Source organism: Staphylococcus sp. IVB6214 (genome assembly GCF_025558585.1).
GTDB lineage: Bacteria > Bacillota > Bacilli > Staphylococcales > Staphylococcaceae > Staphylococcus.
In genome coordinates this window covers 804,440-828,748 of the sequence record NZ_CP094723.1, presented here as the reverse complement: position 1 = coordinate 828,748, position 24,309 = coordinate 804,440, and the positions used below count along the sequence as shown (strand labels likewise).

Annotated in this window: 23 protein-coding genes; 1 reads left to right on the top strand and 22 read right to left on the bottom strand. The window is 36.3% G+C overall.

Annotation, left to right across the window (positions count from 1 at the left end):
- Positions 1 to 6 precede the first annotated feature (6 nt).
- Positions 7 to 942: a TDT family transporter gene (locus MUA51_RS04080; RefSeq protein ID WP_262560587.1), complete on the top strand. Its 936-nt coding sequence runs from the start codon at positions 7 to 9 to the stop codon at positions 940 to 942.
- Between the two features lie 53 nt (positions 943 to 995).
- Here MUA51_RS04080 and MUA51_RS04075 read toward each other — a convergent pair whose 3' ends face one another.
- The 22 genes from MUA51_RS04075 to MUA51_RS03975 all read right to left on the bottom strand — a co-directional run bounded on the left by MUA51_RS04075 (position 996) and on the right by MUA51_RS03975 (position 24,215).
- The gene (locus MUA51_RS04075) at positions 996 to 1,394 is read right to left on the bottom strand and encodes a type II toxin-antitoxin system PemK/MazF family toxin (RefSeq protein ID WP_262560869.1); all 399 of its coding nucleotides are present in this window, start codon (positions 1,392 to 1,394) and stop codon (positions 996 to 998) included.
- Positions 1,384 to 1,908, bottom strand: coding sequence for a Panacea domain-containing protein (locus MUA51_RS04070; RefSeq protein WP_262560586.1), 525 nt, complete (start codon positions 1,906 to 1,908; stop codon positions 1,384 to 1,386). The genes MUA51_RS04075 and MUA51_RS04070 overlap by 11 nt, the downstream gene beginning before the upstream one ends.
- Before the next feature lie 263 nt (positions 1,909 to 2,171).
- Positions 2,172 to 3,632, bottom strand: a complete 1,461-nt coding sequence (locus MUA51_RS04065) for an SH3 domain-containing protein (protein ID WP_262560585.1) — start codon at positions 3,630 to 3,632, stop codon at positions 2,172 to 2,174.
- 35 nt (positions 3,633 to 3,667) lie between these two features.
- Positions 3,668 to 4,159, bottom strand: a complete 492-nt coding sequence (locus MUA51_RS04060; RefSeq protein ID WP_262560584.1) for a phage holin family protein — start codon at positions 4,157 to 4,159, stop codon at positions 3,668 to 3,670.
- Positions 4,159 to 4,461 carry a hypothetical protein gene (locus MUA51_RS04055; RefSeq protein WP_262560583.1) on the bottom strand — a complete coding sequence of 101 codons (303 nt, stop codon included), beginning with the start codon at positions 4,459 to 4,461 and terminating at the stop codon, positions 4,159 to 4,161. Before MUA51_RS04055 ends, MUA51_RS04060 begins: the two co-directional genes overlap by 1 nt.
- Before the next feature lie 45 nt (positions 4,462 to 4,506).
- Positions 4,507 to 4,680: a hypothetical protein gene (locus tag MUA51_RS04050; protein WP_262560582.1), complete on the bottom strand. Its 174-nt coding sequence runs from the start codon at positions 4,678 to 4,680 to the stop codon at positions 4,507 to 4,509.
- On the bottom strand, positions 4,677 to 9,140 hold the full coding sequence (locus MUA51_RS04045) for a phage tail spike protein (protein ID WP_262560581.1): 4,464 nt from the start codon (positions 9,138 to 9,140) through the stop codon (positions 4,677 to 4,679). The genes MUA51_RS04050 and MUA51_RS04045 overlap by 4 nt, the downstream gene beginning before the upstream one ends.
- 15 nt (positions 9,141 to 9,155) lie before the next feature.
- Positions 9,156 to 10,670, bottom strand: a complete 1,515-nt coding sequence (locus MUA51_RS04040) for a distal tail protein Dit (RefSeq protein ID WP_262560580.1) — start codon at positions 10,668 to 10,670, stop codon at positions 9,156 to 9,158.
- Positions 10,670 to 16,009 carry a phage tail tape measure protein gene (locus tag MUA51_RS04035; protein WP_262560579.1) on the bottom strand — a complete coding sequence of 1,780 codons (5,340 nt, stop codon included), beginning with the start codon at positions 16,007 to 16,009 and terminating at the stop codon, positions 10,670 to 10,672. The genes MUA51_RS04040 and MUA51_RS04035 overlap by 1 nt, the downstream gene beginning before the upstream one ends.
- A 49-nt stretch (positions 16,010 to 16,058) precedes the next feature.
- Positions 16,059 to 16,226 carry a phage tail assembly chaperone GT gene (gene gpGT / locus MUA51_RS10865; protein ID WP_481906619.1) on the bottom strand — a complete coding sequence of 56 codons (168 nt, stop codon included), beginning with the start codon at positions 16,224 to 16,226 and terminating at the stop codon, positions 16,059 to 16,061.
- 35 nt (positions 16,227 to 16,261) lie between these two features.
- Positions 16,262 to 16,624, bottom strand: coding sequence for a phage tail assembly chaperone G (gene gpG / locus MUA51_RS04030; RefSeq protein WP_262560578.1), 363 nt, complete (start codon positions 16,622 to 16,624; stop codon positions 16,262 to 16,264).
- 13 nt (positions 16,625 to 16,637) lie between these two features.
- The gene (locus tag MUA51_RS04025) at positions 16,638 to 16,802 is read right to left on the bottom strand and encodes a hypothetical protein (protein WP_262560577.1); all 165 of its coding nucleotides are present in this window, start codon (positions 16,800 to 16,802) and stop codon (positions 16,638 to 16,640) included.
- A gap of 73 nt (positions 16,803 to 16,875) precedes the next feature.
- The gene (locus MUA51_RS04020; RefSeq protein ID WP_262560575.1) at positions 16,876 to 17,508 is read right to left on the bottom strand and encodes a major tail protein; all 633 of its coding nucleotides are present in this window, start codon (positions 17,506 to 17,508) and stop codon (positions 16,876 to 16,878) included.
- 11 nt (positions 17,509 to 17,519) lie between these two features.
- A complete protein-coding gene (locus MUA51_RS04015; RefSeq protein ID WP_262560574.1) occupies positions 17,520 to 17,927 on the bottom strand; it encodes a hypothetical protein in 408 nt (135 codons plus the stop codon).
- Complete coding sequence (locus MUA51_RS04010; RefSeq protein ID WP_262560573.1) at positions 17,924 to 18,358, bottom strand: hypothetical protein; 435 nt, start codon at positions 18,356 to 18,358, stop codon at positions 17,924 to 17,926. Before MUA51_RS04010 ends, MUA51_RS04015 begins: the two co-directional genes overlap by 4 nt.
- Positions 18,349 to 18,681 (bottom strand): hypothetical protein, encoded by a 333-nt coding sequence (locus MUA51_RS04005; RefSeq protein ID WP_262560572.1) that lies wholly within the window; start codon positions 18,679 to 18,681, stop codon positions 18,349 to 18,351. Before MUA51_RS04005 ends, MUA51_RS04010 begins: the two co-directional genes overlap by 10 nt.
- 12 nt (positions 18,682 to 18,693) lie before the next feature.
- Positions 18,694 to 18,972 (bottom strand): head-tail connector protein, encoded by a 279-nt coding sequence (locus MUA51_RS04000; RefSeq protein ID WP_262560571.1) that lies wholly within the window; start codon positions 18,970 to 18,972, stop codon positions 18,694 to 18,696.
- A gap of 96 nt (positions 18,973 to 19,068) precedes the next feature.
- Positions 19,069 to 20,220, bottom strand: coding sequence for a phage major capsid protein (locus tag MUA51_RS03995; RefSeq protein ID WP_262560570.1), 1,152 nt, complete (start codon positions 20,218 to 20,220; stop codon positions 19,069 to 19,071).
- Between the two features lie 12 nt (positions 20,221 to 20,232).
- Positions 20,233 to 21,006, bottom strand: a complete 774-nt coding sequence (locus tag MUA51_RS03990) for a head maturation protease, ClpP-related (RefSeq protein ID WP_262560569.1) — start codon at positions 21,004 to 21,006, stop codon at positions 20,233 to 20,235.
- Complete coding sequence (locus MUA51_RS03985; RefSeq protein WP_262560568.1) at positions 20,960 to 22,225, bottom strand: phage portal protein; 1,266 nt, start codon at positions 22,223 to 22,225, stop codon at positions 20,960 to 20,962. Before MUA51_RS03985 ends, MUA51_RS03990 begins: the two co-directional genes overlap by 47 nt.
- Positions 22,226 to 22,228: 3 nt before the next feature.
- On the bottom strand, positions 22,229 to 23,920 hold the full coding sequence (locus MUA51_RS03980; protein ID WP_262560567.1) for a terminase large subunit: 1,692 nt from the start codon (positions 23,918 to 23,920) through the stop codon (positions 22,229 to 22,231).
- Positions 23,910 to 24,215: a P27 family phage terminase small subunit gene (locus tag MUA51_RS03975; RefSeq protein WP_262560566.1), complete on the bottom strand. Its 306-nt coding sequence runs from the start codon at positions 24,213 to 24,215 to the stop codon at positions 23,910 to 23,912. The genes MUA51_RS03980 and MUA51_RS03975 overlap by 11 nt, the downstream gene beginning before the upstream one ends.
- Positions 24,216 to 24,309 lie beyond the last annotated feature (94 nt).

Here is a 24,309-nt window from a genome sequence, read left to right as displayed (position 1 = left end):
TATGTCATGAAAATCCCCAAAACACCTTTAGTAACAGCTGCCCTTATTTTAGGTTTATTAGGGCTAGGAAATCTTTTAAAAGATGTATCCATAACACTAAGCTTTATATGTGGCACATTAGCTATTTTAGTTTTCATTCACCTCTTATATAGTGTAATCATTGACATTAACGGCGCAAAAGATCAGTTAAACAACCCTTTAGTTTCATCAGTGTTCACAACATGCTATATGTCTGGTTTTTTAGGAACAACGTATTTGTATTCGTTTTTTAAAGATTACACTTTCATACATAAACTTGCAGTATTTATTTGGTTCTTCTGCCTTGTAGCAATCATTTTTCATATGACAATTTTTTCGTTTAAATATTTGAAAAATTTTTCTATTGAAAATGTTGTTCCATCATGGACTGTACTATATATAGGAATTGCTATAGCAGGTTTAACAGCACCAATAAGCGGTCAGTATTGGATTGGGAAGATAACGGTTATTTATGGTTTTATAGCAACTTGTTTGGTTTTACCTGTTTGTTTCAAACGATTAAGACTATATCCTTTACAATCATTAATCAAACCTAATACTAGTACTATTTGCGCACCTTTTTCTTTAGTTTCTGCAGCTTATGTTGTAGTTTTTCCTAATACAAATCTATTAGTTCTTATTATCTTGCTGATATTATCACAGTTTTTTTATTTTTATATTATTATTCAGCTGCCCAAATTAATAAATAGACCTTTTTCACCAGCATTTTCGGCTTTTACATTTCCATTGGTCATTTCAGCAACTGCTTTAAAAAATAGTATGCAAGTATGGACATCCTTTGAATTTTTGAGAATCCTTTTATTTTTTGAAATTTCGTTAGCAACACTAGTAGTAACAGGTGTGTACTCAGGTTACGTCTATACCTTTTTTAATGATTTGAAAAATCAAAGAAACTCTATTTAATTGATAAATAAAATTTATTGCACAAAAATAACCGCACCAGTTAAGGTACGGCTTTAGAATAAATCCATTGTGTAAGTCTCAAAAATAGATTTAATTTCATCAAAAACATCAGGTCTTAATTTACTTAAATCACTAATAGTATTCTTACTAACTTCACTACAATGGGCGGTCCCCACTTTATGACATCTTATAAAAGAGGGGGTATGATGTAAGTTTAGATGACTGCCATTATTTTCATCAATTTCAAAGTCATAAAATAAATGCCTATTAGATTCACTAGTAACTTTTGAAATGGGTAAATAGGTAAAATCACAAGGGAATTGCTTCTTCTCACAGCCAATTATTAAAGCTGGTCTACTTTTGTATGACACCTGGTTCGTTTTTGAATTGAAATATGGCAGTCTTATCTTAACAATTTTCCCTACATACTCTTGAGGAGAATTAATACGCACTAACAAAATCCTCCTCTTCAAAATCTTCAAACTCATCTAAATACATATCATATTGGAAATCGTACAATCTAACCTTACTTGCATCGACTCTAATATCTTCAATTGAAAGTTCTCTGTGGCCTCTCTCGCCTTCTTTCAATCCTTTTCGACTATTTATCCATGAAACTTCTTCATGAGATTTGTCTCGTAACGCCCATGTTGCATATTGACCATATTGATATATAGTATTCTCAATTATGAAAATGTCGGTATCACTTAAGCCTTCTCTATAGGTATCATCTTCAACAAAATAATCAAATAATCCTCTTAAAGACGGTAACACAGGACCATGAACCCACCCCTCAAACTTTTCATCAATCATGGTTTTTCCAGTTAGAGCTAAAGATGTCTTTTGAATATAATACATCAATTTTTGTACTTTCATCTCATCGCCCATTATACTATTACCAGTAATTTCTTGATACATAGAGATTAGAGTTTGGGCAATAACAAGACTTTTATCAGGTTGTCTCATATGGAAATACCTCCTTTCACAAGCTAGTAAAATGCAATAAACTACTCACTGCAAGACACTAGTTTATTCCTCTCTTTTCTTCTTTCAACACAATAATAATACTTTCTACTATATACTCGCAATAGAAAACGACTATGAACTTTAAATTTTTGTTAGGTTTCTTTAGTTTTGTTGGCGCTAGTTAGCATCTACTATTAGTTTTCCTACTATATTTCTGCACAAAAAACAGGGCGACCATTATGGCCGCCCTAATATATTTAAATCTATTTAATTGTTCCCCACAGTTTACCAACCTCTCCAGTTTTAGCGTTCCATGTGCGTACCGGCATATATACCGTTTCGCCCTCAAACGTTTCCCAAGAAACCCATACGTGACCATCAAATTTTTGAACTTCATCATATTTAATCGTTTGACCTTTTTGTAATATGCCTGCTTGTGGGTGACCAGTCCAAGGACCTTTGTAACGAGTAATAATCCCCTCGCTTGCTGTCACTGTAAATGAAGCGTGTTCAGCTTTGTACCAAATACCGTCTTTATTTTGTTTCCAATCTGACGCTTTAACAACTTGCTTAGCTTCTTGCTTTTTAACTTCTTGTTTAACGTCAGATTGTTTGATAGTTGCTACTTTGCTTACTTCTAGCTTTCCACCATCATAATAGTGTTTAATACGTTTAATAAAGTAGTCCTTCATCTTATTAATATTTACAGTAGTGTACGGTGCATTTTTTCCAACATGTAACTCCCACGATCTATGCGGACATGAAGTGCCAAAGAATTCATTGTGCAATCTTACTGTCGTTCTGTTTACCGGTAATCCATATGATTTCATCACATCTGCTGCAACTTTTAACGTTGCTTCTTCGTTCTCTAAAAATAAAGCATCTGAAATACGTCCCGGATAGCTTTCACACACTTCAAAGCCGATTAAGTTAGCATTTGCCCATTGATTACCACAATGCCACTCTACGTAATCTGTCGGATGATACCAAAGCACTTCGTTTCTATTTGCATAAACACTAGCCCAACCGTTAACGTGTGTGCCGTTATTCTCACGTGCATATAACCATGGTAAGTATTGACTAGGTGTCATACTACCATAATCATTGTGAATGACTACGCCTTGAATACTAGGCTTTGGTGCTGTAATCTTATTACCTTTAATATGGTTTGAATAAATATGTTTCAATTCTTTTCCACTTCCATTCTTAGATTTATCTTGTTTTGCATTTAATTTTGAAATATCGTATTTCTCCATAGGTAAACCACTACACACTTGTGACTTCTCATCTTTAGGAGCATCTTTAGGACGTAATTGTAAATGAAGATGTGCAGACATTGGATTGTCATAATAGTTACTGCTACCTTGTAGCCCTACAATGTCACCTTGATTGACTTTATCGCCCACAATAAACCTCATTGAACCACGTTGTAAATGACCATATATCCACTCGTTACCGTTAGCGTCTTTTATTACTAAAGTACCGCCAAAATTACCATAATCATTTGATTCTACGACTGTGCCACTTGTGACTGATGGAACGTCATTCGTTTCATTTGAATACAAGTCAAAAGCTCTGTGATACCCGTCACAAAAGCTATCATAGTTAATACCATTAGCTTGATAATTACGATAGCCATAATTGTTTGGATAACCATTGTATGTGCGTGGGTCTGACGATATTTTCCAACCTTTTTTAGTTAAATAATCAATAGCTGTTAACACTTATTTCCCTCCAATAAAAAAAGAACCGACATAAGTCAGTCCTTTTTCTCGATTTTGATATTCATTTCTGCTGTGTCACCTTCAAGATCACGAGAATGCTTGCTTGAAAATTCTTCTTTGATTTCAGTTGTGACAGATGTGCCTTTTTCTTTTTTGATAACCGCTAATTTTTCAGCTATTTCTTGCGGTACAAAAACGCCCATTTCAGCACAGTTTTCCACAATGGATAAGCCTTCGTTGGCAATGTAGAAAAAGATTGTAATTACTAAAATCCCACCGTTAGTCCCTAAAATTTGATCGATGATATTAGCCAATACAATTATGCAGAAAATCAATAACTTCCGAGCATAACCGAATAATGATTTACGGCTCCATAACTTTTTGTTTTTGATAGCTTTTGCGATACCTGTGATGATATCTAAACACATCAATATCATCAAGAAGTATAGAAGCTTAATCTCTCCTGCGTATATAAAGGTTCTGAATGCTTCACTTTCTGTAAAACTCACTATGACTGCTCCCAACATTATTCGCTAACTCCTTCAACTTCATGGTCAACTTTAGGTTTAACGTATGGTTCACCAGATTCATCAAACTTAGTACGTTCAATCGTCTGTTTAACGTAGTAAGTGGTTGTATTGTTTTTAAAGATTTTAGCCAACATGTTTTGTAAGTGACATGCTTCTTTTGCTTGATCTTCTGAATCAAATTTAAAAGCGCTATCTACCGTCGCACCACGTGTAAAACCATTGCTAAAATTCCGCATAAGTGGGCTTTCTTCCCCATTTTTGTTTACTTCTACTAAATAAAATTCTTTTAATTGTTCCATCTAAAACATCTCCTTTTTTATTGTTGTATTAAAAAAACGCCTAACCTATTTGTTAGACGTTTGATTATTAAGTTTAGCCATTCTTTCTTGTGTCTCATAATTCGATACTTCTAATGTGAGTCGAGCGTTTTTGTTAAGTATGGTTTGTAATAGCTCGTTCAAATATTTAACTTCGGTAATAAGTTCTTCTTTGCTTAATGATTCTAAGTCTTGCATCATTTTATCATCTCCAATATCATTTGTAGTTTCACTTGCATATCAGATAATTGTTTTTTTAATTGATCATTTTCCGTAGCGAGTTCTTGAATGGCTTTTGTATTCCACCATAAAACTTCATTCCCATCAAAACCGTCGCCATTTCTCCACTCAACTGGGAACGTTTCTTTACTACTGTCATATCTAATAATAATTCCGTGTCGATATCTGTCGTATTGTGTGTCCAAATCATTTTTAACTTTATATTTGTGTAACTTTAAGTCATTTTTAAATATGTCTAATACTTTATAGTCCCACTCTTTAATGTCGTGTTTATATTTTTCGTGCGACATTGAGTGCCATTCGCTAAATCTAATCGGCATATAATTGTTTGTTGTGCCTGGCTTAACAATTCTGGCTTCGTAGTTAGTTTGGATAAATACAAATCCGTTTCCTGCACGTAACGTTAAATATCCACCAGATGTTCTGATTTGCTCATTAGACGGGAGTAGTATGTTACCACGTACATCTATCCCAGTTCGCATAATAATAGATGAGTAGCTGTGTGGTATTAACTCGTCCACATAAAGTCCACTCATACGTGCGTTCCCATAAACTTTTCTTGATGATGTCACATCTCTAACTACTTGTACTTCTCCGTTTAACGACCCGAGATATAAATTTGTTCCAGGGTTCGCACCGCTAGAATTTACTTGTAATCCATGCACAAAACCTATCGATCCTCTAAATCTGTTATAAATGGTGTTTCCGTCGTTGTAAAACTCACGGTTAGTAAATCTAAATTCATTTTCAAAACCTGCATATAGATTTGTTGTTTCTCTCGGCATTAGTATGTGACTTTCAGTATATCCGTCACCAGCACCCTGTGATACTTTTAAAACACCTACTGTTGTCACTTGAACGTTTCCTGATGATTTTAGAAGTATATCTTGTGCTGATGTTCGAGTTTCTAAAGCGACAACACCTGTGTTTGATACGAGAGTCACTCCACGAGCGTTGTTAACAGAATGTGTAGTGTCAAAGAAAGATAACGTACCTGACGAAGTACCTTCGCCATCTCCGTCTTTGAACGTTGATACACCGAAGTCGGAAAACCATAATGAGCGGTTATCCACTGAATTAATGAAGTTTATACCACCGTCAAATAATTCTGTTTTTATTTGTCTAGTTGATCTAATTCCGCGCCACGTTCTGTCATATGTTCCTGATAGTTCGATTTTGTCCGACACGATTTTTAAGTAACTGCTCCCGTTATTCCCATATGCACTCGCTCTATTAAAGTCAATATCTACTGCTTTTAAATTCTCGATAAAAGCCGTCTTAGAAAATAATTTATCAATATAAGCATCTTTGATAGTGGTACGACCATTTTGTACGATTACGTCACCATCATTGATATTAATAAGTTGAGAATTTAATGAAATGCCTTGACTGTTTAAAGTAAAATCTGATACCGCTCCATTATTTTCATACGTTAGCGCAACTCCCGATGTTACACTTGTAACAATCTCTGCTAACGTTTTGTCGAGTAACTTTTTAGAAGCATTGTACTCTTGTTTTGTTGCTCTCTGCTGAATCTTTTGGCCATTTTGAGATATACGCGTATCGTAAGTCGTAAGCACTTTTTCCTGGTCTGTTTTTAACTTATCAGCATAACCTTTTGCATTTTGTTCTGCTGACTCTATGTTGCTTTGAATATCAAGTGGATTAGGTGTCCAATCAAGCGCTTTAGTACCTTTATACAAACTTATTTTGCCGACCAATTGGTTATCAGCCTTCGCCAAAAATGACATTCTGAAATTTTGATGATCTTGAGTATTAAACTTAATAATCCTATCGGTTGTATATCTTTGAATCACGTTTTTTCCAAAATCACTTACAACTGCCATAATAATACCTTCATCAGCTTCATGTAGCTGTAAAACATAATCAGTGTTAGGTTCTAATTGTTTCGCAGAGTCTTCATACATATAAAAGTGAATTGTTTTGCCTTGAGATAATCTAGTTGCATAATCACTTTCAACAGTTCCGCCATTCCAGCCAATTTTATGCTTGAAACTTCTAATTAGGTTAACATTACCAATCTGTAAAGCTTCTACCTTATCATCAGCGTATTGTTTTGAATTATCAATGCCATTATTAAACACCGATAAAGTAACGCGATCACTTATCTGATTAGCCAACTGCTCTCGTGCGGAATCTGCATTGTTAAGACGTCGTACAATGCCGTTTTTATCCGTTGTGTAATCAGACTTACTGACTTTTGAATCAATAGAATCTGACATAACTTTTAACTGCGCCTTTTGATTATTCACGTCTGTTTTAAGGGGCGTCAGTGCATCAGTTAATAAACGATTTACTTCTGTTTTAGTAGCAGACAACAACAAACTATCTTGTAACTGTTGTAAACCACTTTCAGCTGTTGTCATGCGTATTTTCAGGGGGTCTGCCACATTATTGATAACATCTTCTTTTACTGCGTTGATAGAATTAGATAACTCATCTTCAGTGAGTTTTAACTTATTTGTTACTTCATCACGTAAATTCAAATTGACGGTATCCACATACTGCCTAATATTTACTCTTTCATTGTTTATCCTTTCAATTAAATCCCCGTTAACAGTGTTTAGCCTTTCCCCGACTTCATTAACTGAATTCTGGAGACTTTCAACTGCACTTTCCGTAATACTAGCTACAATCTCGTTTATTCTAGCTTCGTTTGGCACTTCGGATGTAAGCACTTGGTTAGCAGAATCCCAATTACCACCAGGAATTGATGAAGCTACCTTATTCATAGCATCATTAAACTTTGCATCAGTGTATTGTGATTGTAATAGTTTAAAGCGTGCATTAATCGCACGTTTAGCAGTTTCTACTGATGTGTATAAAGATTGCAACTTCTCACGATACTCTAAGAAAAAAGACTGCGTATCAATCAACTTACCAATTGTTGCGGTTTCAGACGTCATGCTATCCAAGTTCGTTTTAATTTTGTTATAGACCGTGATAGTCTCATCTAAATTATTTTGCACATTTGCTTTCAAAGTAGTACTTACAAAGAATTCGGAATTAAGAACTCCGAGCACTTCTTTTAGCAACTTTGCATGTTGAATAGTTAGATTGGTAAATGCATTTGTAAGTTCGCTATACAACGCTTGTTCTCTTGTGATGGCTCCTACATCGCTTGCTTTTTCAGCAGTGGCATTATGCCATTCTCCGTTAAAATAACGACGTAACACAGCTACATTAGGATTACTTGTGTCTAGCCACATCGTGTCATTGACGGGGTTATCAGGGGCAGTTTCACCTTTAAAAATCTTACGTTCAAAATATTGTAGTTCAGAATCCAAACTGTCACGTACAATCGTATTAACGTTTGTCAGATTGTCATTTAATTTTTGTTGAATATAACCCAGCTTGCTTTCAAAATAGCGACGTAAATCACTTTCTTTATACTCAACAATCTTACCGAATGTGTACGTACAATCGCCACTGATTAAATCTAAGTCAAAGCCAATCACTTCGCTTTCTGCATACAAACTAGGTGTGAAGTCAGTGTTTTTAATTCTAACCAAGTCACCAAAATGGATAGTCTCATGTGGGTATTCTTTTTCGATGTTAACAACACTTACTTCATATGAAATCGCAGCCGATTTATGCTTGTTCAGTTCTGTTCTGGCAAGTGTTTCTAGCCTTTTTTGTGTCATGTCGTTATCTTCTGTTTCAGGCTCATAGACACCCCAAATATAGCGCTGTGGCAAGCCTAATTGTTGTTGTGCCTCATCATCATGTACAACCAAACTGATACGCTTACCATTCTCGTTTTCGGGGCCAAAAGCAAAAAGCGCCGTTTTAACTTCTGAAAAGTCAACTGTGCGCTTCATACTTAGTAAGTCTTTACCATATTCTATTTCCTTACCTTTAAATAAAGGCGTTGGTTTACGCATATTAACTAAACGCTTTACCACTTCATAGCCATCAATGATGATTTCATAATCGGCAACAACGTCATGCGCTGTTTCAAGTTGACTAATCATCTCCAAAGGCGTTCTGACGGATGTCCACGAATTTGTTTTAATACCTGCATAATCACAATCACCAACTGTCCAACCACTATCACGTAACGTTTCTGACAGTTTTTGATTGACTGTCATTTTTTCGTATTTCCCAGCTGGTATAGGTTTAGACGAACTAATATCAACTAAATATGAAGCTGTACATTCAACTTCAATATATTGTCCGCTATCTCCCACATGGTCTACAATAAATTCACGATAATTTTCGTTTTTATCTTGGATCAAAATACGATTACGTTCTTTAAAGGGAACCCCACGACTACTTAATACAATAAGTTCCAACGTTTCGGATTCAGACGTACGGCTATACATTGCTTTGATAATCGAACTATCATCTTGACTAAAAAAATCAATAATCTGCCCACTGTAATTTAAAACATGAATCAAGTTATTCCCCCCTTCCTATAAAAATCTATCTTGCCATTTAACTGTTGTGTCAAAAGTTTCAGGTGGATATATGACTAGTTCAGATGTGCCCGCATCAATATTAAGATAATTTGAACCCAAATCTTTGAGATGTAATGCGTTTTCATCGTTGATTGTTACTAACTTCTGACGTGTATCAATCATAATATCATCGCCACTTCGGATTACGATAGGCGTAATATCTTCGCTGTTCGGTAACAATTCTTGTATGCTAAACCCTAACAAAGAAGCATATAAACTTTTAGCGTATTTAGCATATTTCCCGGAATACAAACGTGCTATGCGTACTTTACGTTGGTACAAATTACCACGATCAATAATCACACGTTCATCTTTCCCGAGTGGTTTTTTTCGTTTGGGATCTTTGTATAAATCATAAAAAAAGCTAGTAACCTTCAAATTATTGCCTTTTCTTTCTAAAAACATAAACGGATGAATATATTTACGTTTTTTGTATGTGATAGGCACGTCACGTGTGTATATCTTTCGGGCGCTTCCATGCTCATCATAAGCGAAAACAACAATTTTTGAGTTATTACTATTTGCCCTTGTGTTAACATACACAACACTAAATTGCGTTCTATTGTTCTCATCAACTAAATATGCAACTGATTTACTTGTGCCAATACCTAAATATTGACGTACCGACAGTTTGAACCGAATTCTAAAATCTTGAATTGATCGATTAAGTGACTTGTATATAGCCGCTCCGTGCCAACCTGTTTTAGTGTTGTTCCCCCACGTATATGGGTAAATACTTTCATTTCCTTCCATTACTTTTAGACGACCACCCATTGCATCACCACCATCTAGGTATGGACCAAAGCTTGTGTCATTTGGCATATACGCCCAGTTACCAATGCCATTTTTATTAAATTCATCGTTAAAAAGGTAAGGTGATACATCTTTTGTCGTTTTTTCAGCATCTTCTGATTTACCAATCATAAAATAATCTTTATCCCCATTGGCAATCATAAAGTTCGTGCTATCTTTTAATGCTCTAGCTTCGACGGTAATTGGTGTTGGTGCAGTACCTAAATTTACAACAGATACTGCGTCACCAATTGCTGTATTGGTGTTACCAGTTGCAGAATATTTGTAGGGATCTGTTAAAACTACTTTGACATTCACAACATTGATGTTGTTTTCTGTCTTATTGTTGATTTCAAAAGGACCTTCGAATCGTGCATTCCAGTACCAATCTTTAGATTTAAACTGTAACTTAACCGCTTCATCGTAATCAAAAAACTTAGTAAGTGCGTTGTTGATGTCGTCATATGATTTGATGCCTTCTGACGCTAATTTATCGTTGTGAATAACCAATGGTAATTCAAACCGATATTCAGATAATTGGCGTCTTTTAAAAACTGAACCTGCACGGCCATCTACCTTTTCTGTTTCAATTTCAAAATTAAAAGAGGGGATTTGGAACCCCCTTTGAACATAAAGCCAAGACAGTGCCTTGTTATTAACTTTGATAGTATCATTCATTAAATTAAAGCACCCCCACTTTTGAATTTATTTTGTCGTGCATTTGTGCGCTCACGCTTATCTATTGTTAAATTGATAAAGTCCGCTAAACCAAAGGTATCGATCACTGGTGTGTAATCTTTATCAGCAATGTTTTCGTTAGAACCTACTAATTTAGTAAGCAGTGCTATCATAACGTCTAACTTACTTTCGAGTTTACTAGTGCCACTTTCATTACCAATTGCACTATTACTAAAGTTTTTAGGACGTTTATTCTTACTGATGTCTTTACTAGCCAAAGCTAGTAGTTTAGCTGCGTCACTTGCACGTGCGGGATCAGTTGGAATTACCCACTCAGGGTAACCTTCTTCACCCAAACGATATAAGCCGTTATGCACTAAGCCACCAGTAGCATACTTTTTACCGCGTAAAAAGACTTCTGGGTTTATAGTGTTACGGTTTGTTAAAGATGCAGAAGGCGGTGATTCAACTTGGTAATGTAAGTGCGGACCCGTCGTCCACGCGCCACTGTTACCCGTTCTAGCAAACGGCTGCCCTTTTCTGACACGTCCTGTTTTAATAATACTTGATAGATGAAGAAAATATTCAGCAAACTTCCCAGCAACCAACCTAGCAACTAGTCCGCCGCCGTGATTGTATTGTCTGCTTACAGTACCACTACGAGTCGCTCTTAGTACTGTACCCACTGGAGTTGCATAGTCGATACCATAATGTCGACCACCATTAAAACCATATCCTGGTACGGGACCACCTGGTGAGTAAGGCGTTGTCTTTGTATATTTTGTGAATGATGAGCCGTCGCCACCCATTTCTCCTTCTTCGAGAGCCTTTTTGAAAATACCTGTAATAGACCTTGTCAAAGTTCTTAAAGCGGCATTCATAAAATCTCTGAATAGCGAACCTTTCAGGTGATTGAAACTAACACCAAATTTATCAAGCATTAATTTTACTAATCTACCTGGTGACTTAGCAAATTCAAAAATATCTCTGCCAAACGCAGTTGCGTTGTCTATCACATCAGTTACTCGATCTAAAATACTACCTGCACCAGTTCCTTTAGAAAATCTTGGAAGTCCTTTAGGAATTTTGCTGTTAGTAGGGCTTAAAAATTCTTGGGTTTGCTTACCGCTGTACACTTCACTACCTTTAGGTAACATTGTCAGTGTGTCAGTATCAGGCGTAACAACCATATTACCATTTGGGTAACGAATCATTTCATGTCTAAATCCATTTGATCCATTACCACGACCTTTGTCGCCAACAACCGCTAACGTATCATCGTTAACTTTGCCGTTAGTAACAACATTGTGCGTTGTCGTGTGTGTAGTACCAGTTGAGAAACGAGGTATTTTAGATAACCCTACTTTACCTCCAACCCAGTTAATACCATCTATTAATTTATTCAAACCACGTTTAACAGCATTGACCATGCCAGTAATATGACCTTTGATTCTACCGATGATTGATTTCAAACCACTGGCCATATTATTGAACGTTCGACGCACACTTCGCCATAAATTCCCTGCTATACCTGTTACAGAACGATAAATAGCGTTCCATGTGTTAATTAACCATGACCTTACACTTCTAAAAATAGAACGTGTTCTGCTCCATAAAGCATCCCAAGTACGTCTAACGCCGTTCCAAAGCCTTGAAGCTTTACCAGTGACTGAACGTCTGATATTTTCCCACGTATTAGCCAACCATGACCTTACACTTCTAAAAATAGAACGTGTTCTGCTCCATAAAGCATCCCAAGTACGTCTAACGCCGTTCCAAAGCCTTGAAGCTTTACCAGTGACTGAACGTCTGATATTTTTCCACGTATTAGCCAACCATGACCTTACTCTGCTAAAAATAGAACGTGTTCTGCTCCATAAAGCATCCCAAGTACGTCTAACGCCGTTCCAAAGCCTTGAAGCTTTACCAGTGACTGTGCTTTTTACATTTTCCCAGACGTATGCAGTATAGTCTTTTATGGCTTTCCATTTATCGCTAATAGACTTCCAGATGTTGTTGACAGATGTCGTAAACCATATCGTAAAAACATCCCATAAGAGCCTTGTTTGACCCCACAGGTTTTGTAAGAAGAATAGCGTTCGGTTCCACCATTTTTCAGAGTTAGAATAAACCCTGCCATTTGATAGATCCATTTCAGTCTCAATTTCTTGGTTATTCTTCTTAACCCCACCAATAATTTTCTGATGGTTCTCATCAGCCTTTTGATTTGCCTGATCATATCTATCTTGAGCATTTTGAAGAAGACGTTTCTTCTCATCTTCAGATAATCCGACCATCTGGTTAATGTTATCTACTTCTTGGTCATAGCGTTTCTGATTTTCTTTCTTGGCTACATCTCTTGCTTTCACTGCATTTTTTACGATAGATTCTGCTTCTTTCAGACCATAAGCTTCTCTGTTAGCTGACATTACCGATAAAATACGCTCTTGCTCTTTATGTGTTGAACTTAATGTGCCAACAGCTAAGTCTCGCTGTTCGTCATATAACTTGTTCAACTCTTTCATTTCTCGGGCAGTTAATTTACCATCTTTAGCTTGCTTATCTACAAGTTCTTGTATACGTGCGCTGATTTCTCTAATCCTAGCTTCGCTTGTCGCAAATTGCTTTTTAGAGCGCTCCATAATTTCTCGTTCATGTTTTGCGGTCAATCCGTTATTCTGTTTAAAAACTTCCACTTGAATATTCCGTTGCTTTTCAGCTCGGATGTTTAACTGGTTAACGAGTTCATCTGTCATACTTTTTTGGATGTTAATCAGTTCTGTTTTCTCTTCAGAAGTAATACGACCATGGTTGTTTTTAATCTTAGCTAAGATTTTATCCGAGTCTTCAGAGTACTTCACAAAACCTTCTAGTGCTTTTTTAGTGCTTTTTGAAACCCCTGAACCTAGAGCATCACTAACATCTGTAGCCTTATCTTTAGCCGAAGCGAGCACCTTCATGAATTTTTTAAATCCAGATTTATATACGTCTAGTGCAACAGCGCTCTTTTTCAATGAGTCATCTTTAGGTAGACTATCTCGCCAGTCTTTGAAGTGTTTGACAGCACCTTTCACTGTATTCGTCAATCCTGACAGAATTTTACCCCCAAAGACTTTGATAACATCTACAAGACCGTCTATCCCCTCTCTAAACCAGTCAACTTTTTTATAAGCGACTACGAATGCTGCACCAATAGCAACTACTGCTGCAATAGCCCAACCAATTGGACCGGATAAAGCTGTAACTGCTCCGCCAATCATTGGTATTTTAGTGATTAATTGCCCTATCTTAGGCAATGCGGATTTGATACCCCCATTAAACAGTCTAAAAAAGGTTGCCCCACCTTTTGTGCCATTTAAGAAAATAGCTGCTTGAGCTATATTAGTAATCGCACTTCCTAGTAAACCTGCACCGATGAGTAACGGGGGTATTGCAGCAGCCATTAAAGTAAAGGCTGTAATGACAATCTTAGTAATGTCGCTTGTATTCTGGAGACGTTTAAACAGCGCGGTAAGAGCATCTGATACTTTTATGATAATTGGTGCGAAAGCATCGCCAATTGTTCTTAAGAAGTTGATAAAAGTGTTTTTTAGAATCTTTAATTTAGAGCCCATTGTCTCGTAACGGACGCCTGCTTCTTTAGTTAAGGCGGTGTTCTTTTTCCAACCTTCAGCGCCTGTCTTTAAAGCGTTATCAAGCACTTTGTGATTGTTTGCCATACGACGAATTGTATCTGCTTCACGAATACCTTTAATTCCGACGTCATCAAGAGCTTTTAATACTCCTTTAGCTCCGCCTTCTGTTTTAGATAAACCTTCAACAAACATCGATAAGGCTTTAGATGGGTTGTTTTCCCATGCTTGTGCAAACTGTTCTGCACTTACGCCTGAAGTCTTAGCAAAACTGTCTAACGTGCCTCCACCTTCAGCAATAGCCTTAGTCATCTTATTGAAAATTTGAGTCATAGCTGTCCCGCCGGCTTCTGACTCAATACCTACACTACTCATAGCAGCCGATATACTCATAATTTCATCAGCACTAAAACCTGCTTGTGCACCCGCACCTGCTAAACGTTGCGCCATTTCTACAATCTCTTTTTCAGTTGTAGCAGTCGAATTACCAAGAGCTGTTACCGTACTCCCCAGTCTGTCGACATCTTTGATAGGCATTTTTGCAGCATTAGCGAATCTTGCGAATTCAGTGGCCGCTTCTTCTGATGTAAGGTTAGTCGCTACGCCTAAATCAAGCATGGTTTTAGTAAAGGCTGTTATATCTTTCTTCTTCACACCTAATTGCCCTGCCGCTTCAGCTACTCCAGCAACTTCGCTAGCAGCAAATGGCAATTTGTTACTCATGTCTGTAATTTCTTTGCCCATATTGTTCAATTCGCGACCGGACAAATTAGTCGTCTTAGCAACACCTGCTAGAGCTTGTTCCCATTCAATTGAAGATTTAATAGCTCCGCCCATCGCTGCAACTGCAGGTAAAGTCATATAGATAAATGCCCCTGAACCTACAGAACGCATTGTACTGCTGATACTGCTAATAGAGTCCTTATATTTGTTAACGGATTGAACTCCTCTGCCAAAAGCTGTAGCGCTTAATCTTTGTGCTCTTTGCTGCTCAACAGAAAGACGTTTATACTCCGTAGAAGTCTGTTTGATTTCAGACTCTAATTCATTCATCTTAATTTTCTGCTGTGTAATAGCGCTCGCTAATTCACGTGCTTCTTTGCTATTTTTTCCTTGAGATTTCACTATGAAATCATACTGTCTATTTAGATTCTGCACGATTAGCTGTTGTTTCTTCATAGTGTTATTTAATTCAGATATATGTGCTTCATAAGCTTGTGTAGTTTTTCCAGCTCGTGACAAATTGCTTCGAGATAAAGAAAGAATGTCATTAAAACTTTGCATCTTTGCACGTATTTCTGCCATTGTTGAAATACCTTGTTTTTGCCGCAGCGTAAATCGACGTAGCTCATTATCAGTTTCGGTCAGTTGGCGTTTGTACATATTCAAAGCTCTATGATGTTTACTATACTCGGTTCGTAAACGTTCTGCGTGAACGCTCGTCTGTTGCTCTTCTTTAGACATCTTCTTTAACTGAGCTTCGATATCCTTCATGGAGTTTTCTGTAACCTGAATACCTTTAGCCAATTCTTTAGAGCGTTGTTTCAAACTAGCCATAGACTTATCTGTATGTGCAAAATCATTGGAAGATCGTCTCATTTCAGTACTCAAAGTTCTAAATTGAGATTTGATTTGGTTTAAGGTTCTCTTTACGCCAACGTCTTCCATATCCATTAAAATAGAGAAACCTCTAACGTCATTAGTCATATGTCTTTAACCTCCTCTCTCAAAAAAAAATAAAGGAGCTTGTAGCCCCTTATAGTGCACTTAGTATCGCATCAGCTTTAGTATCAGATATAACTTTATTAGTATGTCGTTCATCGAGAATTTGCAGTACATAGTAGAAAGGCATTTTTAACACATCATTTATATCTTTGCCTTCCTTAATCAAATCTCTTATGACAATATCTAAATTTTTTAGCATACCTTGATAAGTCAAATCTTCGTCTTTAATTTGCTTTAACTGATGCTCCGAATAAACTTTTTTGTTTCTTCATCTTGTTGACCATTAGCAATAAACTCAACTTGTTTTTGTAGTGAATCTAAAGCATCAGGTGCATGTAAACGTGTTTTAATGTCTTTTTTCGTCAATTGTTTTCCGTAAATCTTTACGACAATATCAATCAACTTATCAAGTTGCTCTTTAAATGACATTTCTTTCTCGCCTGTCTCGACTTGCTCTAATTCTGCCATGATGTCGATGGCTTCATAAAGTACATCTAACGGAATAAAGTGAGGTGTTAAAAATGTTTCTAATTTGATTTCTTCTGCGTTTGGATTTTCTACTAATTGGATGTAATTACGTTTTAATTTATTAGCCATTTTGGCACTCTCCTTATTTATCTAATCTTTCAAAAAACGGCAGTTCGTATCCCGCTTCTTGTATCTTCTTCTCATGTTCTTTAATGTATTTAACAGTTTTTTCGATTGTTTCGCCTTGTTTGAACAATTCCTGTGTCTTCTTGTCCTTGCTAGATTTTAAAACTTTAAATTTTGCCATATTAATACTCCTTCACTGTCAATATTTTTGTATACAAAATAGGCGACTGTGCAAAAGTCGCCTATTGATCCTATTATACAGATGGCACTTCTTCTGTGTCAGAAGCTTCTTCAACTTGGTCCAGACCATTTTCATTGCCTAGTAAACGTTTGAAAAACTCTTTTTCGTCAGCACCTTCTAGCGCTGAATCAAACATAATTTTACGCTTACCGTCAGCAATACGGTGCATTGCAACGCCTTCAGATTCCTCTGAACTGAATTCCCAGTTTTCTTCTGCAGTTTTCCCTTCAACTTGTGGGTCAGAGAACATAACTTTTGTTAAACCTACACGTTGGAATGTGCCGTCTCTGCGTTCACGTTTGAACCAAACAGCAACATAGTTGTTCTGTTTACCTTGTTCTTCTGAATATACCCCTTTTTCATCGTAAATTTCATTAAAGATCAATTCACGAATTTCTTTCGGGAAAGCATGCATTGTCATACTGATTTTGCCTTCGCCATCAGTATTACCAGATTCAATAATACCTCCATCAGCGTATGCGTTCTGCACTTCTCCGCCTGTTTCTACCGAAATCTCTTGAAGACCTCGTGTCTGTGTAATCTTTTCATACTTGATTGTGCCGTCAGGCTCATCTTGTTTCAACAAAGCAAATCCTAAATCTTTGATATTGATATACGCCTTAGGCGTTTTTGCATAGTTTACCATTAAAATTCCTCCTAATAATTTTCATCATAAAAAATAGCCTCATACCGTCTAGTAGAGCGGTATAGGCCGAATTTTTCATCATATTCATTTCCTAAATTTGAAGTAAGCTTAATCTTGTCTGACTTCCACAGGATTTCACTAATCAAATTTGAAAGTTCATTGCGCAGCGTTCTCGCATTATGTTCAACAGAGACATTAACATACACGTCTACTTGAAAAGCATAATTATAGGCAATCCTTTCGCCATCTGAGTGCGTTTCAGGGATTGGGTCATCATATTCATCCAGAACTATAGTAGGGCGTGTTATATTTTGGGCATCAGGCGTCTTGGTAAAATGTATATCCTGACTGACAACCTTTTGAGATAAGGATTCATCAGATATAAGTAAATCCCGCACATGTGTTAACACGTCAATCATATGTGTTTCTCAATTTCTTCTTTGATTTTTTTATAATAACTCTCCCTAGCAGAGCGCATAGCTCTATCAATAGAACCAAAGCCTTTTGGTTTGAAGAATTTACCATTTACCATCCTAAATCCTTTCTCATTTAAATGGACTACTTTATAACGGTCTTTTTCACCTTCCCAATAAATGGAAACTGCTCTTTTATCGCCTTCCCATTTCGGTTTAGACAGTTTTACCTCTCCGTGTTCGGCTCCTGTATATCGAAAGTGACGTATGTTTGATTTAACTGTATCTAGCACGATTTGACCTGCTTCTTCTAATGCTAAATCAAAAATTTTGCGCATTTTTGTCGGTCCAACTTTACGTGTTAAGTAGTCCATAACTTCTTTGTCGTCAAAATGCACGCCTGATTTTCTCCCTGCTTTACTAAACTTTACTGCCATTCTGATTCACCTACAATTTTCAAATAGTTATCAAATGTCCTACCTACATGCTTGATGTCAAAACGTTGGTTTTTATACATACCTGTCTTCAACTCTAAAAAATTAGCAGTATGAGCATTTATACCTTTGGGTGGCTGTCTTAGAATAAGAGTTACAACTTTATTAGATAGCTCTAAATTACCCAGTCTGTAATCTTTTTCTGTCGGATCATAAACTAAACATCTTGATTTATAGAAAGATATAGTACTTTCATCAAACGTTTCAGGTCCGTTAGACATCGTAGTAAAAAATTCTACTTGGTCTTTAAACTCATTGAATTTCAAAATACCGCCACCTTACCAATTCTTTAACTTCAATATCATACTTTTCAATGCTTTTTCATTGAATTGTTTATTATAAGAATTGCTTTCAATGAAACCTCGTGTTTCAAAATCTCGCGCAATAATGTATCTGATAGCAATGCAATAAAGCGGGTACCCCTTATCATCTTTCGAATATTGTGGTACTCCGCTCAATTCTAATTCAGATTCTGCTGATGCTATCAAAGTTTCAATCAATTTATCATCTAAATTGTGGTCAATATACAACCATTGCTTGATTTCTTCTAAACCCATATGATAGCCCCCTATACTTCAGGAACGTCATGCGTATCATCGCTCTCTGTTTCTGGAGCGCCTAATACCTCACTGTTCTCTTCAGCTTTTGGGGGTTTAGCTGGGATTTACTTTAGCAATACGGAATGCACTATCAAGTGTGCGTTGTTGATCGTACCAAGCAGTTAACACAAATAGGTATTCTCCTTTTTTGACATCTTTATCAGTATCGTAAGTTGTACCATCATAGTTAATGCCAAAGTAGTTAAAATCTCCAACAATTGGCTTGACTGCCGCATCTGTAAATACAACAGGTTTGCCAAACACTTTTTCAGCCGGAGCATCAAAGAAGTTTGTAGTCCCGTTTGATAAGATTTTTACAATTTTCAAATAGTCCGTGTAACGCATGTAAATAGTTGCATTCTCACGATAATCTTCATGTAAGTCTGCTAAAGCATTTAAGATTGCTTCATAAACATCCGTGCCTTCTACCTCTTGGATTTTACCATTATAGAATGACATGTGTTCTAACCCCGAAGCTGGAGAAGTAGCAAAAGCATCTTTACGCTCTTTTGCAGCTAAACCTGACTGTAATGCATTTTCAACCCAATTGACTAAATCTACATCTGAGCCGTGAATAACAGTATCAGAAATAGCAGAAAACACTTTAAATTTGTTTGTACCAAACTTTACAGTATCGCCTTTCAACTTCAATTCTTTTGCAGTTTCAACGTCTGTAATAAAGTTATCATCGTCCAATGTGAACGAGATACGTGGGATTTCTAACCCTTTGATATTTGTCAGACGAGCTTTCTCACGTAATTGGTTTTTAGCAAACGGTTCAGACACAATTTCTTTTGATAACGTTTTTGGCAGTAATTTATCTCCGCCTGAATCATTGCCAGTTGGTAAGGCATGCAATAAACGTTGTGCTTCTGTTGAAGGCTTTGAGAACTCGTTTGGTAATAAAGCATGACGATAGAACTCAGCTTTTGCTTTTACGAGTTGTTCGTCTTTATTCAAAGATTGATATGCATTTCCTTCTCCTTGTTTTTGGGCTTTTGCCTTTTCCTTTTGCTCAATGCTGTCCACTTGACGCTCAACAATAGAAAAACGGTCTTGTAAACTCGTTTTTTCAGCTTCTAATTGTTTAATATCATCCATGCTTACATTTGGGTCTGTCGCTTTTCGGCTTAGTTCGTCATTTTTAGCTTTTAATTGCTGTCCAATCATTCCTAGAGATTGTTTTAATTCGTACAATGTTGTCATTAAATGTTCCTCCTAAAAGTTCATTATAATTTTTAAGCTTTCGCAGCTTTTTTTAATCTTTTCTCGTGCGTCTTTTTCTTCTTTTGACATAGTTTCTTTAGGTGTTTCAACCATAGCGTTTTTCTTCGCATCATCAATAGTCGTAATCTTATCAACGTCTTGTTCAATAGACTCAGGAACGTGTCTAAACAGCTTATATTGTTCTTTAGAGATACTTGCAGCAATTTCATTAGCCTCTAGTATTTCATCAACAAATCCTTTCTCTAAAGCTTCGTCAGCCGTCAGCCATGTCTCGGCTTCGAGCATTTGTTGTAGCTCTTCTTCTGAAAGTTTTTTTGCTTTAGATAAATAACTAGTGTTGCTTGCTTTGTCGGTTTTATCCAACAAATCAGCGGTCTCACGCAACTGTTTAGCGTTACCCATCGTCATAATCCAACTGTTGTGAATCATGAGAAGGCTATTTTTGTGCATAAAAATAGTGTCACCGCTCATTGCGATAACACTTGCAATAGATGCAGCTAATGCATCTACGTAGATATTTACTTTTGCTTTATGCATTTTTAGCATATTGTAAATTGCATGTCCCGCAAAAACATTTCCGCCTGACGAGTTGATATGGACGTCTATTTCAGATACGTCGCCAAAATCATCTAACGCTTTTTTGAAATCTGTTGCCGATACGTCGCTATCGTCCCATTTACTACTGACAATATCTCCATAAATGTAAATTTCAGCCTTATTATTTGCCTTCTTGTTCATTTGGAAGTATGTTTGATCGCTTTTCATTTGTATCACCACCTTTCAATGACTTACGCATCTCTAATGGCGTATCAATAGGGTATAAGTCCCCACTAATTAAAGGTTTGTCGCCGTTTTCAACTGGCGGTAAATCTTCCCACTCACGTATCTCATTAATTGTGTAATATCCACTTCTTAACGCTTTAAAATACACATCAGCCTGCGTTGCGCTGTCAGCACGTAAATACGATTTAACATTAAATTTAAAATATCGACCTTTTTTTCTATCGTCTATTGTCAATAATTTCCTGTTAAATTCTTCTTCATACTGTTTAATGATAGGCAATAAGGTGTGTTGTAGAAAGAATCTATTCAATTCCTCATTTTTGCTGAATGTAGTTTTTGAATCGGCATTTAAAAACACTGACGGTATTTGAAAAACGTTTGCTACGCGCTCTCTAGTTAAATTTTCAGATGCAACAATATCTTCTGAAACATATTTCCTAGGCAATTGATCTATTGTAACACCTGGTTCTTGGAATAAAATGCCTCCATTTTCTTGATAAAAAGCTTTGAAATCATTGATAACTTCGTTTCTTTTGTCTTTGTCTACATTACTTCCGTAAGTTAGGACGAAAGAGTCAGGTTTATCCATTTCTCTTAAATTGAAAGAGCGTAAGGCTTTATCGAAGTCCATTGTATTCTTAAGAACATCGATTGGACTAATTCCTTTAACCATATTAGAAGCAACAATATGTTTAAAATGCATCATATCTGTATTGTGCACATACAAATGTTTACCTGTTGCAGCGTGTATAACGAAATACAGCTCATTCGAATTGTTTTCAATTGCCATTTCAACAACATCAGGATTAAGCAAGAATAATTTTTTAGGTTGTGCAAAAATATCTCTTTCAATCAATACATATGCGTTTCCTTTTTCGTTTCTCACTGTTTCGATTTGATTTATAAAATCAAAACTACTTAGAGAGTTGTTAGGCGATGTTGTTAGCAAATCTGACACTTCAGTATTAATTATCTCGTAGTTTTCATACAATTTAATAGGCATACTTGCTAATGAGTTAGATAATTTAGTAACAGCAGCAAAGATGGTTTCGTTAGTCTCTAGGCTATTATTAATGACGCCCCAAAAACTCTTATTACGCCAAGGTGAGAAGTCATAAATGTTATCAACTGTTTTGTCTATCCAATTCCCAACAAGTTTTTGCTTGATTTTTTGAAAGATACTATCTGCGATTTCAGCCACCTCCTATCTTCTTAAATCTTTAACACTTATAAACTCAATGTTACCTTTTACATTTTCGTTAACAATTTTATGCATTATGTCTGTATGAGTGTTCAATAAAGCGGCAAAACCATCAATTTTACGATATCTACCTTGCTTAGAAGGTAGCCAGTTACCATTACGATCCATTTTGAGTTGGACATTATTGATATACCACTTCATTAACGGGTTATTGTTAAATACAACTTTGCCGTCAAGGAACATCTCTTTTAGGTCTTTTAAAGCAGGACTTAGCGTTAATGAACCTTGTCTTGTTTCTTCTGTAGAAAACCCATAATTTTTTAACTCTTGGTTCAACTTATAGGCGTTAGCTCTGTCATAACAAATTTTATCAACAGGATAATGTTTATTGATCTTTAGTATCCAATCAAAAACATCTTGATAATCTATATAAGGCTTATCTTGAATAGTTAGCAATCCTGCATCTTCCCACTCTCTGTATGGTATACGTTCATTAGACATTTCAACTTTGTGTTTTGGTATCCAGGAATGCGAAAGAACTGCTATCCTACCATCGTCTAACGCAAAAGTTGCGACAGCTGCTGTGAAGTCTTCTGTTTCAGAAAGATCGTATCCAATAGTACACGAACGCCCTTTTAGTTCATCGAAAGAGATAACATCATTATTCTTTTTCAACGTATCATAATCTATAAAGCCCATCTCGTCATTATTAGCGAATATATTAAAACGTTTAGTAATGAAATCTCCTCGTTCCGCAGGCACACGTTTCGCTTTTTTCCATTCTTCTTCCATATCATCTAAATTTATTGATACGCCTAAATTGGGATTAGCCTTAACCCAGTTAGTAGAATCGTCCAAGTTATCAGAGTCATCTAATGAAGCTAAATAGTAAAAAGTACGTTCGTCATCAATAACTCCATTCAATACATCTCTTCCTGCTTCGACCATAGTGATCAATGGACCATCTAACTGATATCCTGCGGTCGTGATATAAATCAATAAGGGCTGAATTCTTGCACCGCGTGAGTTTTTTATGACTGAAATTAATTTATAGTCTTTGAATTCGTGTATTTCATCAAAAATACCTATATGAGTGTTTAAGCCATCAAGCTTTTCACTATCTGATGCTTGTGGCATTATTTTAGAAAAAGTAGCTTTATGCTTTATCTCATCTCTTTGTGGTGTTAGATTCTTTGCAAGTTTAGGACTTGCTTGAATCATAGCTTTAGACTCGTCAAACAATAAACGTGCTTGTTTCATAGTATTGGCTAACATATGCACTTCAGCACCATTCTCCCCATCTTCAGCTACTCCATAGTTGGAAAGAGCAGATATGAGGGTGGTTTTACCATTTTTACGCCCAACAAAGACTAGCGCTTCTTTAAATCGACGGACTTTTGTTTCTTTATGAACCCACCCAAACAAACTGCCAATAATAAAATGCTGCCAAGGTTGTAATACTAATTGACGCTTAGCACCTTTAGAAGGCTTGCAAAACTTTTCAATGAACCTTATAGGACGATGACCTAACTCTTCATCAAATACCCAAGTACCCCCGTTTTCTAAATACCTTAAGTGCCTTTCACATTCTTTTTTTACGTATTCACTAGCTATCATTTTCCCTTCAACAACTTGCTTAGCGTACCAAGTAGTTAACAGTTTAGGTGAAGGCTCGTTTAAAATTTTAATAGTCACCAAATCCTACCTCCTGTTGTACAATTTTTTCACGTTGAGCTGCAGTTAATCCTAACGATTTAAGCAAATTATTTAAAGTTTGTACTGTTTTTGTAAGCTCAATGCTTAATGGGTTTTTGACGATGTTGCTGGCGCCAGCTTTATTTGTGTGTTCAATCATCAAATCTGATTTTTTCAATTCGTCACGTAATCGGCAATAAAATTCATAAGTTTCAATATAAAGATTAATTAATAAGTCATCAGATTTTTGGTAATCGTCTAAGTAACTAATCAATTCTTTTTTAGTCAATTTCATAGGTTCTTTACCCCCTTTCATAAAAGATGCTCTTGATTGCACAGGAGGACCCCGCCTCGCTCCCACTCAAATCCTTTTAAATGGGCATTGGTGG

What these genes read in the sequence shown, in the direction of transcription:
- MUA51_RS04080 (WP_262560587.1), top strand. Translation starts at nt 7, where the DNA reads ATGAAAATCCCCAAAACACCTTTAGTAACAGCTGCCCTTATTTTAGGT.
- MUA51_RS04070 (WP_262560586.1), bottom strand. Translation starts at nt 1,908, where the DNA reads ATGAGACAACCTGATAAAAGTCTTGTTATTGCCCAAACTCTAATCTCT.
- MUA51_RS04060 (WP_262560584.1), bottom strand. Translation starts at nt 4,159, where the DNA reads ATGTTGGGAGCAGTCATAGTGAGTTTTACAGAAAGTGAAGCATTCAGA.
- MUA51_RS04055 (WP_262560583.1), bottom strand. Translation starts at nt 4,461, where the DNA reads ATGGAACAATTAAAAGAATTTTATTTAGTAGAAGTAAACAAAAATGGG.
- MUA51_RS04050 (WP_262560582.1), bottom strand. Translation starts at nt 4,680, where the DNA reads ATGATGCAAGACTTAGAATCATTAAGCAAAGAAGAACTTATTACCGAA.
- MUA51_RS04040 (WP_262560580.1), bottom strand. Translation starts at nt 10,670, where the DNA reads ATGAATGATACTATCAAAGTTAATAACAAGGCACTGTCTTGGCTTTAT.
- MUA51_RS04035 (WP_262560579.1), bottom strand. Translation starts at nt 16,009, where the DNA reads ATGACTAATGACGTTAGAGGTTTCTCTATTTTAATGGATATGGAAGAC.
- gpGT (WP_481906619.1), bottom strand. Translation starts at nt 16,226, where the DNA reads ATGCTAAAAAATTTAGATATTGTCATAAGAGATTTGATTAAGGAAGGC.
- gpG (WP_262560578.1), bottom strand. Translation starts at nt 16,624, where the DNA reads ATGGCTAATAAATTAAAACGTAATTACATCCAATTAGTAGAAAATCCA.
- MUA51_RS04025 (WP_262560577.1), bottom strand. Translation starts at nt 16,802, where the DNA reads ATGGCAAAATTTAAAGTTTTAAAATCTAGCAAGGACAAGAAGACACAG.
- MUA51_RS04020 (WP_262560575.1), bottom strand. Translation starts at nt 17,508, where the DNA reads ATGGTAAACTATGCAAAAACGCCTAAGGCGTATATCAATATCAAAGAT.
- MUA51_RS04015 (WP_262560574.1), bottom strand. Translation starts at nt 17,927, where the DNA reads ATGATTGACGTGTTAACACATGTGCGGGATTTACTTATATCTGATGAA.
- MUA51_RS04010 (WP_262560573.1), bottom strand. Translation starts at nt 18,358, where the DNA reads ATGGCAGTAAAGTTTAGTAAAGCAGGGAGAAAATCAGGCGTGCATTTT.
- MUA51_RS04000 (WP_262560571.1), bottom strand. Translation starts at nt 18,972, where the DNA reads ATGGGTTTAGAAGAAATCAAGCAATGGTTGTATATTGACCACAATTTA.
- MUA51_RS03995 (WP_262560570.1), bottom strand. Translation starts at nt 20,220, where the DNA reads ATGACAACATTGTACGAATTAAAACAATCTCTAGGAATGATTGGACAG.
- MUA51_RS03990 (WP_262560569.1), bottom strand. Translation starts at nt 21,006, where the DNA reads ATGAAAAGCGATCAAACATACTTCCAAATGAACAAGAAGGCAAATAAT.
- MUA51_RS03975 (WP_262560566.1), bottom strand. Translation starts at nt 24,215, where the DNA reads ATGAAATTGACTAAAAAAGAATTGATTAGTTACTTAGACGATTACCAA.